9 protein-coding genes, 1 tRNA gene and 1 pseudogene are annotated in these 12306 nt (G+C 34.9%); 2 read left to right on the forward strand and 9 right to left on the reverse strand.

Going from position 1 to position 12306, the window contains the following annotated elements:
• Positions 1-151 precede the first annotated feature (151 nt).
• Complete coding sequence (locus BUA76_RS04920) at positions 152-574, reverse strand: hypothetical protein (RefSeq protein ID WP_072883713.1); 423 nt, start codon at positions 572-574, stop codon at positions 152-154.
• Positions 575-576: 2 nt separating this feature from the next.
• Complete coding sequence (locus BUA76_RS04925; protein ID WP_072883714.1) at positions 577-930, reverse strand: hypothetical protein; 354 nt, start codon at positions 928-930, stop codon at positions 577-579.
• On the opposite strand from BUA76_RS04925, the gene BUA76_RS04930 reads away from it, so the two are divergent.
• The gene (locus BUA76_RS04930) at positions 917-1291 is read left to right on the forward strand and encodes a hypothetical protein (RefSeq protein WP_143149863.1); all 375 of its coding nucleotides are present in this window, start codon (positions 917-919) and stop codon (positions 1289-1291) included. The genes BUA76_RS04925 and BUA76_RS04930 overlap by 14 nt on opposite strands.
• 23 nt (positions 1292-1314) lie before the next feature.
• On the opposite strand, the gene BUA76_RS04935 is transcribed toward BUA76_RS04930, so the two are convergent.
• The 6 genes and pseudogenes from BUA76_RS04935 to BUA76_RS04960 all read right to left on the reverse strand — a co-directional run bounded on the left by BUA76_RS04935 (position 1315) and on the right by BUA76_RS04960 (position 10340).
• A complete protein-coding gene (locus BUA76_RS04935) occupies positions 1315-1620 on the reverse strand; it encodes a hypothetical protein (protein WP_072883716.1) in 306 nt (101 codons plus the stop codon).
• A gap of 11 nt (positions 1621-1631) precedes the next feature.
• Positions 1632-3809 (reverse strand): hypothetical protein, encoded by a 2178-nt coding sequence (locus BUA76_RS04940; RefSeq protein WP_072883717.1) that lies wholly within the window; start codon positions 3807-3809, stop codon positions 1632-1634.
• Complete coding sequence (locus BUA76_RS04945; RefSeq protein ID WP_072883718.1) at positions 3796-4164, reverse strand: hypothetical protein; 369 nt, start codon at positions 4162-4164, stop codon at positions 3796-3798. The genes BUA76_RS04940 and BUA76_RS04945 overlap by 14 nt, the downstream gene beginning before the upstream one ends.
• A gap of 38 nt (positions 4165-4202) precedes the next feature.
• Positions 4203-8264 (reverse strand): hypothetical protein, encoded by a 4062-nt coding sequence (locus BUA76_RS19175; protein ID WP_072883719.1) that lies wholly within the window; start codon positions 8262-8264, stop codon positions 4203-4205.
• A gap of 441 nt (positions 8265-8705) precedes the next feature.
• A complete protein-coding gene (locus BUA76_RS04955; protein ID WP_072883720.1) occupies positions 8706-9746 on the reverse strand; it encodes a patatin-like phospholipase family protein in 1041 nt (346 codons plus the stop codon).
• A gap of 94 nt (positions 9747-9840) precedes the next feature.
• A pseudogene (locus BUA76_RS04960) lies at positions 9841-10340 on the reverse strand (M15 family metallopeptidase).
• A gap of 551 nt (positions 10341-10891) precedes the next feature.
• Here BUA76_RS04960 and BUA76_RS04970 point away from each other — a divergent pair.
• Positions 10892-11806, forward strand: a complete 915-nt coding sequence (locus BUA76_RS04970) for a helix-turn-helix transcriptional regulator (protein ID WP_072883722.1) — start codon at positions 10892-10894, stop codon at positions 11804-11806.
• Between the two features lie 249 nt (positions 11807-12055).
• On the opposite strand, the gene BUA76_RS04975 is transcribed toward BUA76_RS04970, so the two are convergent.
• Positions 12056-12132 (reverse strand) — tRNA-Asn (locus tag BUA76_RS04975).
• Positions 12133-12306: the final 174 nt, after the last annotated feature.

Below are 12306 nucleotides of genomic sequence, written 5' to 3' on the forward strand. Positions count from 1 at the left end.
ATATATGACTGATTACCAGATAAATATACAAAATACTCGCTAATATTACAACTTTTTTTAATAAAAAAAACCGCCTCAGTTGTGAGACGGCTTCTATTATTTTGAGCGCCACCAAAGAAACACGCATATTTCTTTTTTATTTGCTCTTCTTTCATAATAAAGAATTTAATCGTTTTTCTTTTCCTGTTATAAAATCTTGAAAATAAACGTGAATTATTTTTATGGTATCCCAAATATTAGCTTCTGTAGCTTCTGGGGAGGCATATACAGAAGTGTCGTTATTTAAGCCTAGTTCTTTAAAAACATTAGCTTTCTTACCATAATCCTGAACTATTTTTTCTAATGCCGTGCTTTCATCAATGTTACAATCTCTGCCATTAAAAGATAACAATGTAAAAGAAACATCATTTTCATAACCATTTTCTATATATATTTCAGATTTAGGGAATATAATACTCACGCCATCAGCATCTTCCTCTAATATATATTCTGCGGGCCAACTAAATTCTTTCATTACTTTTTCGACTATTGAAATACTAAAATAGTTTTTTGGTATGTACATTTTATTTTCCATAATTATTTAATTTTTGTTGCTAAATGTCCTTCTATTTTGTAACCGTTTTGTGATAAATATTCTACTTCTCTGCTAAAGATAGTAGGTATCTTATTTCCTTTATTATCAAGGACAAATTCTTTTCCTACTTTAACATATTTTCCAGCATCAGAAATCGGATCGGTTACAAAACGTATTGGATCTCCTCTTTTTATAGCTTCGTCTAGCCAAGGTTTATTGGCTTGTTCCCAAAATTCATCAGTTACTTTTCTATAATATTTGTTTTTATCAATGCTCTCCAAATATTTATATTTTTCTAGCAACTCACCCCATTTGAAAGACCGAAGAATATTAATTCCCCCTTTGTTTACACCCATCTTGGTAACTCCTTCTAAAACTTCACCTCTTCTTGCAACGCTATTTACATCAGAAAGAATTCCTGTTACAGTAGTTGTTCCCTCTGCTGATAAAACTATAGTATTTCCACCAAATAATACGCTTTTTTTGCTTCCTATTAACTCTAAATACTTCCCTTTTAAAAACGTCCCAAACTCTTTTCCTGTCTCTGGGTTTATAATTTTTTGGGGAGAAGATATTCTAACTTCATCAAAAGGCGCTTTTTCTTCTATTTTCTTCTCTGCTTCTTTTACAGCCTGCTCTTTTGCTTCCTTGGTTTTTCCTGTTTCCAGAGCTTCTTTGGCAGATATGGTAATAACAAAGAGGCTATCTCAAAAGTGAAATAGCCTCTTATTCTAAAAAAATTATTCTGTTAATAACTTTTTTTCATTTTCCATAAATTTTTTGAACTTCGCTAAGTATTCATATATCTCTGAATTGGAAAAAGAAAGCTCTCCAACTACAGGAGCATTTTGCAAAACAGATTTAAATTCAAAATCTGCATTATTTGCTGCCCAAGTCAAGGCTTTATAAATTGCCTTTCTATCCGATAAGGCTTTTCTAGTCATAAGTTTATCTACCACTTTTTCATTGAAAATAACTTCTTCCAAAGTTTTAACGTGATACAGTTCAAATAAAAGACCTGCTATGTAAAATTTATTTTTATCCATTATAATTTAATTTAAAATCCGTCACTTAATTTAATATTTTTAGTATTTACACCTTTTTCTTCCAAGACTTTAATAAGTTGTTTATTAATATCTTCAGGAGGTCTATAATGTCCACTCTTTCTTGTTACTTCTTCAATAACACCTTTCGTTACCTTTAATTCACCTGCACTTGCTACAGGATTGCCTGATAAAAAACTAGAATGATGAAACTCACCAAACTCTTGATATTTGGATGCAAAAATTTGTCCGTTTTCATCCATTACAAAAATTGCTTTTCCATCACCGAATAAATTTCCAGCATCAGTTGTATCAAACAAATTTCCGGAATTATCATAAATCTTTCCTTCTTTTACAGACAGTTTAAACTCTATTCGTTCATATTTATTTAAATATTTCACTGCTTTTGGAGCACACCAACCTTTGCCAGTTTCTTCTTTTAGAAACATTTTATCCATTTCTTTGAGTTTTAATCTAAAAGGCAGCTTATGTTTTTTTATTTCTACCTCCTCAATCTCTTCATAAAGAGGTGTTTTTTCTTCTAACTTCTGCTCTGCTTCTTTTACCGCTTTCTCCGTTGCTTCTTTGGTTTTGCCAGATTCTAAAGCTTCTTTGGCAGATTGGGAGATGTGTTTTCCTTCTTCTTCTGTTAGTTCCTCTACCGTTTCTTTCACCAACTTTTCTTCGGTTTCTTCTATGATTTCCTCTACCGCTTCTTTTTCTACTACTGTTCCTATTTTTGCTGCTTTTGAGCCTTTTAAAACAGGAACAAGAAACGTAAGAATATCCGGAACTAATTCTCCCAACTCTTTCAGAAAAAAGTAGCTTTTCCCTTCATACGTTAAATACCATTTCCCAAAATCTAACAATATTTTGTAGAGCTTTTTGTAAATTTTACTTAACAATTCAAATGTATTATAAAAAAGAGCATTAACAAAATTTTCAAATTGTTCGGTGAGTTTATCCGTCATTCTGAAGCCTATTTCATCTCTTAATATAAGGATAACTATCGCAACCAAATCACACAACCCAGCCACAAATTCTAATATTCCGTTATAAAGCCCCACATAAAAAGCATGATAGTGTTTTATAATGGTTTGGAAACTTCCGTCAGGAATATAAATTTCAGCAAGATTTTCAAGATAGCTATCTGTTATCTTCTGGCATTTGTCTATATTTTGCTCAAGCCATTTTTTTACCACTTTGGAAACGGGATCGTCATGAGTAATTTTCTTATCAATCTCTGATTTCAAAGCGTCATAAGGTTTATTAAAATATTCTTTCAATGATTTCACCCGATCTTCCTTCTTGTCATAAAAAATATAATTAGGTAAAAAAGCGGGAGTATATTCTTTTTCGGGCAAATCGCCATTCCAATATTTAGCTTCTTTGTATTTTTTAGTTCTTAGCCAGTGTCCAATTCCAAAAGCCCAATCGTGTAATTTAAAATCTAAATATTCTCCTCCTTTTACAATAAGCATAAACCAAGAAAAGTCATCAAACTTGTGATTATTATATTCATACTGAATCGCTTTAATCATTAGATCTTTAAAATCTGGTGTACTCTGTTCTTGTTCCACCGCTTGTACTGTTTGTGCTGATACACTAGCTTCCCATGCTCTTTTAATAAATTCTTCTGCAATATCTTTAGGATCATTATCATTCCATGGCAGCTCTCTAAAATACTTATCCTTTAAATCATCTAATACGGCTGGTCCAAATTTTACCCTTACAATTTTCCCAAAATCAAATTTACCATCGTCTGTTTCTATGAAAACTAAGACTTCAAAAGGTCTATTAGAATTAGGTAGATTCTGTGGGTCTTCATACATTTTTATGACTTCTTCTCCATCAGGATGAGCATATACTATAAAATTATACTTTGATGTATCTGAAAAAGCACCATAAGCATCTGCTTGGCTATATGAAACCCTTTTTGAAATATCAGCAATCGTAAGATTTCTTTTCTCTATTATTTTTGAAGCTCCAAAAATATCTTTTGCCCATTCATGAATATTTTTTTCCCAGTATTGCCCAAAAGGACTATTCTTGAAAGAACTCATTTCCTCAAAAGATTTATTAGCAATCTCCTGCAATGGATTTTTATTTCCTTCAAACCCTTGTGTTACTTCTTCAAAAGGCAGTATTTTATATCCGGATAAATCTCCGAATTCGTCATCAAATTTTTCCATTTTCTTTGTTTTTAGTTGTTAGGCATTCTAATTCATTGATGGGAAAAAGTTCTTTGGTGGTCATATTTTCGATGAATTTTTTGGCTTGGCTTTCGTCCAACACCAAAAGATCCAGGTGATACTCTTCATCTAACAGAACTCTTGCATTTTTAAGCTTACATTGTGCCTGTACCAATACATCCCAGTCTTTCCCTTCCAGTTCGTTCCAGCGCTCCACAGGAAGCCTTCCCCTGCTCCCGAAAAGTAGTATCTTTTCTACGGCAGTAATCTCGCTAATCTTGTCTTTCAGACGCGTGAGGATATAAGGCAGCACTTTATCGTGCTGCCAAATAGCCTCGGGTTTTACCCGACTCATTTCTAGAAATTTTAGATTTTTAAGTTCTAAATTTTAGATTACACCAAGAATTTGCTCAAAGGAACTTTATCCAAATATTCCGCTTTTGGAATAACCTGTCCGTCCTTATCCAGAATTCTTTCGTATCCATATCGATCATATTCTGGAGATGCCATCTTCAAATAAGCATTATGTAAATCCACAGAGAATTTTAACAGTTCGTGTCCTCCCAGAGAATCATCTCCACCCGGTTTTGTGAACGTAAAGTTTTTAATTTTACTTACGTTGATTTTGAAAGTGATTCCATTGTTTCCGGTAGAGCGTGCTTCAACTCCTTCTATTTGAGAAATTTCCTCAGCCAAAGTCTTTAATACAATTTCTGACGATTGAGTTCCTAACCAAGATGCATCCCTGTCAATGTTAATGATATTGCCTAAACATTCGTATTTTCTTGGAAACACTTGGTAATTATCCATATCTTTTATGGTATTAAGATAATTATTCAATCCTCCCTGAAAACTAATCTCCATCCACTTGTCTCCGGATTGCCCGATTTGGTTTTGGTTCAGTTCAAAATTGCTTCCGCACATTTCGCCCAGATTATCATCGAACTTCACGCCCGGTTCGCAATTGCAAGGCAATGCTTTTTCTACTCTCAAACCGATAGAATCTGCCTGAAGAATGGTAAGCGATGTTGGTATTTTCTCTCTCCATGGTTCTCCTTCTTTGGTTGCTTTCGGAGATCTCATTTCATCTACAATAGACAAGAATAATGGATCGTCAATTACTGGAACTTCTCCACCATTCCAGATTTGTCCTGTTGCAAGGAAATGTCTTACTGCTTCTTCAAAGCCCGGTCTTACAGTTACAATCACTCTTGCCATCCCTGACTGCATAAATGCTCTGAATGTAGGATCATTATCATCAAACTGATACAAATCTGCCCACGATTTTCTCTCTCCCCAATAATATGGATAGAAATAGTAGCTCATGATTTCCCACTCAAAGGCCTGCTCCATAAACTTCACAAACGCAGCATACTGATCCAGTTTCCCGTCTACTTTAATATCTGTATTCAGGAAGGTTTCTTCTCCGGAAGAATATCCGTTGTTATAGTATTTCCCTCTACCGAATGTAAGGTCTACGTTAGGATTTTGTTCCAGCATATACGAAATACAGTTTCTTCTTAAGATCGTGTTTTCTATTTTTCTGTAGAAGCCCGGATTTGAACCTTTGATCTGTACTCCCATTGCTTTTGCGTCTGCTAATGCTTGTTCATACTTGGATAACTCTGCCTGATAGGCCTCAATAATTTTGTTGAAAGCTTTTTGTAACCAGGCATTTTTAAATTCCAACGTAGGAGTACATTCAGCAATTACAGTTAATGCAAATGTTCCACAGTCAAATGCTTTATAGGAAACTGCCATATTCTCTCTGATTCCTCCCAATCCGCTAAAAGCAATATCCTGCTGATTAAAGTGTCTTTCCCATTGTCTGTTATAGTATTTATTACCAATACAAACAGAAACTCCGGATCCTTCCATTCCATCAGGGTGGAAATCGAAAGCAACACTTGCTCTTGCTGTATGAACTTCATATCCTTCAGGTACAACAATATTATCACTTCCTGTTGTAAAATATCCCGGACTTGTATAATTTCCATGAAAACCTTTCGAAACATTAAATTTTGCAGATGGTTTCTCATCTATTTCTACATTATAACGCCCTAACCAATACTTTAGAATAGTTTCTCCTGAAGTCCCATCCAAAGACATGAAGTTTTCCATTTTATGGATGGTTGATTCTCTTGGATCTACCGGCTTTATTAATTGGTTTTCCGTATTTTTGGAAATCTTCATTCCTAAACTGTGAAGTTTCGCCGGTTCGGGAATCATAAATTCAAACATCATACGTTTGCCATAGTTGTAGATTTGGTTTTTCACTACCTTATCTATCCAACGGTAAACTCCAACTACGTGATTGCTCCCTTTGGTATTGTCAAATCCGTGCTTATTGTTTTCTTCATATTCTTCCAGAATTTTATCAATTCGCTCTTCTTTTACCTTGGTAATAATTCTGTCCAACGCTCTTGCAGTGATATCCTTGGCTTCAGTCACCGCCTGTCTGTTACTTTCTTCTTTCGAGTTGTGGGTAGCATAATTGGCACTTACGTTTAATCCAAACTCTGCAGGCGATGTCCTCCATTTCGCATAGAATCCTGCCTGAACTCCGAAATCTCTGGATTCCTGTAGAATTTTAGCCACTTCACTCTGCATTTCATGTCTTTCTGTAGAGGTAGTATCAGTCAGTTTTTCTTTTTCTGATTCTGAGGATTTTGTAGTTTGAGATTCGTTACGTTTTAATCTTCTTGTCGCTCTTTCCTTATACTCCCTTGCCATAATGTTTTCGATGTGCGCCACATCTCCTTCCACATAACAGTAGGTAGATTGTTCTACTTTTTTGTAATCGGTAATTCCGATGTTTTTCATCCCGAATCCTGATGGAATAAATGCTCCTGCAGAAGTAACTGTCGGATTTTCCGGGTTCTCAGGATTTTCCGAGTCGACAGGTTGCACAGGAGTAAATGCTGCACTTCCCTTGAAAACACCTTGCTTAAGCACTCGGTCAATATCAGAATTATCTCTGATCAAAGTAACATCCAGATTATAGGTTTTACCATCATCTAAAACCATTTCACCCTTTAGGATAAACCCACCTGTATTAGCCGTTTGTAAAGCAGGTATTCCCGTTCCGTTATAAAAAAGGAAATTCACTCCGTTTACTGCCTGAAATATATTGGTGGAGGTAATCTCCGTTCCGTTAATGGTTACTTTATAAGATCCGGAAACAATATTGTGGGTATAATTATCCACCGTAAGCATGATAAACCATTCTGAAGTTCCTCTGCTATACGTTTTTACACTATATGGGATCCACCCATTGGTGTTGGCAGAATTGGTTACCGGAATAACTACACCTCCTACCGTTGTAGAAACCTGCTGATTAAGCATCGTATTGTCTAAAATGGTTTGCTGTAATAGCTGATTATTCTGTGTAATACTTTGGGAAAGATCAGCAAAAGAAGAGATATCGGACAAAGCTGAACCGGGCTCTGAACTTCCTAAAACTCTGTTTAATGCAGAAATGTGTTCTTCATTTAAGTTTCTTAGTAATTCTTCTTCCTGTATTTCAGGTCTGAATTGAAAATCAAATTCAGGAAGCTCAGGAGCTGGAACATAAGGAAGTTTTGTCAATTCTTCTTTATTTCCCGCTTCAAGAATTAACTTCTTTTGATATTCTAATTCTGCTAAACGTGCTTGATATTCTTTTCTCACAGGTTTTACTTCTCTTTCGTAAGAACTTAAAGCCTCTTCATGAGCCGTTTGGTATTCTTTTTTGTAAGCTTTTTCCAGCTTTTCTAAAGCGGCAGATAAATTTTGATTTTCCTGAAGCTGAATTTTAGCTTCTGCAAACTTCATGCTTTTATCATTATATGCTACCTTTGGAGTGCTTTGTGCTACTTTAGAAGCTGTTCCGGATGACACGGAAGATCCCTTTACTACTTTGAATAGCTCTTTTGGAAGGACTACTTTTGCCTTGATTATATCATTATATGTTTCTTCATCCCCATGGGTATAAAAAGAGAGAATATGATTAAGATGTAAAAACTGCATTAAGGTTTCTTTTGCATAAAAATCTTTTTGGGTCACTACCTGATAAACCAAGTTGTCCCAAAGGCTCGAGTCTATCGCAAGCATTGATTTTTTAGTTGTTAGCAGATAGTTTCTGTATTCCGAAATTTTTGCATCAAATTCAACTTTAGTTGCTGTTGCTTTATTTCTCGCTACCCAAACGGCCAAGTCATAAAATACAGTATCTTTTACTTTTAATGTTTGTTCTGTTTCTATTTTTAAAGGAAGAGATGACGGAGTTTCGCAAAGCTTTTGTAAAGTCGTTGATGAATTAAGTTTAGCATCAAATATTCCTTTTTGGGCATCTTTTCTAAAGATAAACCTTCTTTCTAAATTTTTAGGATCAGATAATTCTACGTTTCTACTGGTTGCGAATCTGAATAATGTCTGCGACGCGTTATTATTGGTGTTTAAATTGTTTGTTGACATTTTTTTGTAAATTTGTTTAGTTATTGATTGGTAAAACCAATGCTTTTTTGCAGATCGATATTGGTTTTACGCTCGTTAAAGTTTTTAAAGGGCACTTTTTAGTAGTGTGATCTTTGAAAATTTAGCTTTATTTTTTAAGGTGGTTTCCGGCTAATGGATGTCCACCTTACTTTTTAATCGGGAGCATATTTTTAGTTGTTAATGATTAATTGTTAATTTTTTTTCTGTTTCTTTATTGTTTATGTTGCAAACCTAACGGAGTGGTTCGCCGATTTCTATGAGACAAAGAAATGTACTGTTGTATCAAATTGACGTTTTGAAAAAAAGGTTAAATTTTTTTTCTGCTTTTCAATTTTATTTCTTTTGCACTTTTTCTATTTGGTTTTACTTCATCGTATATAAGCTATCATGCTAATTTTTTGTATTTATAAGGTTTATCACTTATATTTCGTTTTTTGTGAGTTTCTGTACAATTTGATTCAGTTGTTCCTTGTTTTCGTCTATATAGGAAAGTCCTGCCTGTATCAGTTCTTCAATATTTTTTTCGCTTGCGTTATCCATTTCGGGAGAGGCTTTTCTCAGGGAAGGATTGATGCGAAAATAATTCTTTTGGTTTCTTGCTCCCAATGTTTGAAACATCTGATCCAGTTGATAATCCACCGTTTCGGCATTGGCTGACATCAGAATATCAATCACGGGAGAGATCCAACCGAGTTTTCCAGCTTTGTTCAATTTTTGAAAGGAATAGGATTTTGACTCCGTTCCTGTCCCTATAGAAACCATCATCATATCGTTTACAGAAGGATAATTGGGCTTCTGGTGGTTTTTAAAGAGTTCGGCAAAAGGCATCTTCCGAGCTTCTGCATAAGCACACAATGCCGGATTATTGGCAAACATTCCTCCGTCTATCAAACTGAAGTATTGTCCGTACATCGACTGTATTCTTGCAGGAGCAAAGTAGGTTGGTGCTGCTGAAGTTGCCCTGCAAATATCTTTTACCAAAAAATTATCGGTACTTTGCCTGGATGCTTCCACGGAATTAAAAAGTTTGGCTCTTCGGTTTTCGATATCGTAACTGGTAATTAGGCAGGGTTTTATCAGTTCCCTGAGTTCTATGTTTCCAAAAAAAACGGTGAGGTTTTTCTCCAGGGCTTCCTGTGAAATTTTCTCGCTAAACAATCCAAAAGGGTTGATGAGTTTTTGCCAAAAAGAAACCTGAAAAATGTCTTCTCCTTTTTCGGAATAGAGCTCCAATCCTCTTTTTATGGAATGCTTGGCTTTGCTGTTTTCTCCGGGACATAGGATAATTGCTGTAATCAATCCTCCGGTGCTGCTTCCGGCGACCATATCAAAATAATCCCCGAGCCTGGCTTCTGCACCTTCTTGCTTCTGAAGCTGTTCTTCAATATACTTGAGGACAATACAGGAAATAATTCCCCGGATTCCTCCGCCGTCTAATGATAAGATGCATATTTTTTTCATTGTGAATGGTTTTAGATATTGAGATCAAGTTGCCGAACCGAGTTTTTTGTTTTGATATTTAATCTCCTGATTTTTCAGCGTTTCAATTCTTTAGTCAAATAATTACATATCCCTGTTTGTCTTTTGGAAGTTTGAACAGGATTCTCCAATTGCAGAGTATTGTTCCTTTTTTTGAAGGCAGACTTCGTTTTTCAAAATGAGGAAGGTCTTTAAACCTGATCCAGTTTCCTCCCCAGTTCCAGCCATATTTGGCAAAGATTTTTACACACTCGTACCAATCCGCGATGGTATCGTTATCCCAATCTTTTACAGTATCCCAGCTAACGGTCTTTCCGTCAATGAGCATGCATATATCGACTGCCAATCCGTAATTGTGGATGCTTTGTCCTGCTTTGGCATTGGTTACTTTTTTTTCTTTATTGAGTCTGCCTTTTGCATAAAGTAATTCTTGTTCTTCAAAGGTTCTGAGCCCTTGTGTGATTCTTACTTTTGCTTTTCCAGTAAGGGATTCGTTGCATTCTTCGATTATTTTTTTACTTCTTCTCTTACTATAGGATAAAGTTTTTCTATTCGTTTTTGAGTGATGGTGTCCATATTTTAATTGTTAATTTTAAATTTTCTTTTCAAAACTTCTTTTTACAATGTTTCTGTTGCAAACCTGAGGGAGTCGTTTGCTGATTTCTATGAGGCAAAGAAAATGTACCGTTACGTCAAAAATCGACGTTTCGAGAAAAAAGTTTAATTTTTTTAAAAATTCACATAACTCATTTATAATCAGTGGGAAAAAATTAATTTCAGGCTCGTAACTCATTGATAATAGTTTCGTCTGAAAAAATGCTCATTTTTGGCGTTACGAAAACTGTTACGACATTGACTTTTGTGTTTTTTCAATATTGTGTTTTGTTTTTTGATAAATTCATACTGAAATAGAGGTTTCCTCAATGTTGTTTATAGATATCTCAATTTTTGAACAAAAAAGGAGTGATTTTTCTGATGTTTTGCCTTTTTCTATTTTGCAGTCATTTACTTTTCTTATTATTTTTTTGTCCAAACAGAATGGTCTGTTGCATTCTTGCGTGTCATAACAATTTGTATTTTTGCTTTAATTTTTCGGTAGGTTTTACTTACATCAACACAAACACCCCATGAAAAAAGATTTTTACCTGATGCGTTATGCACTCATCATCCGGAGACTGGAAAAGTCTCCTGCAACCTATAAGCAGTTGAAAAATTACTTGCTCAATTCTTTTGAATTTCAGGATGCAGGAATCAAGGAGTATTCTATCCGCACATTGCAAAGGGATCTTTTGGAAATTGATAAATTGTTTGGTCTCACGGTATCCAACCGAAGAAATGGAGACAACTGTTACTATATTGAAAGCCGTCCGGAAATGGAGATTGACGAGTATAATCAGAAATTATTAGAAACCTATCAAATGGGAAACGCTCTGAATGTCAGTCATTCCCATTCAGACGCTATTTTTTTTGATAACAGGAAACCGGGTGGGCTTAATCATATTTATAATCTATTTTTTGCTATCCGTAACCTAAGAATCAGCAAATTTCATTATTATAATTACCAGACCCGAAAAATTACACCAAGAAAAGTGCATCCTTTGGCATTGAAGGAGTCCAGAGACCGATGGTATCTCATTGCGGTGGATCGTAAGGATAAAAAACTAAAATCATTTGGGCTGGACAGAATCAGTAATTTATCGGTTACCGAAGCGATGTACGTCAATGAATATGATTATAATTTTCGGGAATATTTTAAAAATGCCTTTGGAGTAATGAAGCTAGAAGACCAGTCTCCCGAGAAAATTGTCATCGAGTGCTCCCGGCAACAGGGCGAATACATTATGGGATTTCCTCTGCATCATTCCCAGAAAGTGGTTGGCAAAATTGACAAAAACATTGTTTTTGAGTTTTTCCTGCATCCAACCTACGACTTTCTGCAGGAGATTCTTTCTTATGGCAAAGAGGTAAAAGTATTGGAGCCTCAAAGCCTGATTAACGAGATTAAAGTCCATCTCATGGAATCTATGAAGAATTATTTCTGAAACAGAATTGAATTTTTTGATACTATGATTTAATACTTTAAGGAATAATGCTTCTATTAGACTGATTGATTTTGAAGTATTTACAAGTTAAGGTCTTAACTTTTATATATTAATAACGGGTTCGAGAATTGTCCCCAAAAATTCCATAATTTTATTTTATACTTCTCGAACCGTTTGTAAGCGGGTATGTGAATTTGTTTATCAAAGGTTACAAACAAAAAAAGTCGCCAATTTGGCGACTTGTCAGTATGGCTCCTCCTGCTGGGCTCGAACCAGCGACCCTCTGATTAACAGTCAGATGCTCTAACCAACTGAGCTAAGGAGGAATTTCCTATTGTTTTAGTGGTGCAAATATAATATCATTTTCAATACCAAACAAATTTTTGGTTTGAAAAAATTTAAATTTTCCCTTTACTAGTGGGGCTTAAGATTTATTTTATTGTTTTTCAGTATCTTTATTAAATAGTAAAAATATAATGGTTTTATGATTTATTTAAAAA

The sequence above is a fragment of the Chryseobacterium takakiae genome, from assembly GCF_900129385.1.
Classification (GTDB): Bacteria; Bacteroidota; Bacteroidia; order Flavobacteriales; family Weeksellaceae; genus Chryseobacterium; species Chryseobacterium takakiae.

Bases quoted from the DNA above. Each gene is read 5' to 3' on its own strand.
- BUA76_RS04920 (WP_072883713.1), bottom strand. From the start codon at position 574: ATGGAAAATAAAATGTACATACCAAAAAACTATTTTAGTATTTCAATA.
- BUA76_RS04925 (WP_072883714.1), bottom strand. From the start codon at position 930: ATGGGTGTAAACAAAGGGGGAATTAATATTCTTCGGTCTTTCAAATGG.
- BUA76_RS04935 (WP_072883716.1), bottom strand. From the start codon at position 1,620: ATGGATAAAAATAAATTTTACATAGCAGGTCTTTTATTTGAACTGTAT.
- BUA76_RS04940 (WP_072883717.1), bottom strand. From the start codon at position 3,809: ATGGAAAAATTTGATGACGAATTCGGAGATTTATCCGGATATAAAATA.
- BUA76_RS04945 (WP_072883718.1), bottom strand. From the start codon at position 4,164: ATGAGTCGGGTAAAACCCGAGGCTATTTGGCAGCACGATAAAGTGCTG.
- BUA76_RS19175 (WP_072883719.1), bottom strand. From the start codon at position 8,264: ATGTCAACAAACAATTTAAACACCAATAATAACGCGTCGCAGACATTA.
- BUA76_RS04955 (WP_072883720.1), bottom strand. From the start codon at position 9,746: ATGAAAAAAATATGCATCTTATCATTAGACGGCGGAGGAATCCGGGGA.
- BUA76_RS04970 (WP_072883722.1), top strand. From the start codon at position 10,892: ATGAAAAAAGATTTTTACCTGATGCGTTATGCACTCATCATCCGGAGA.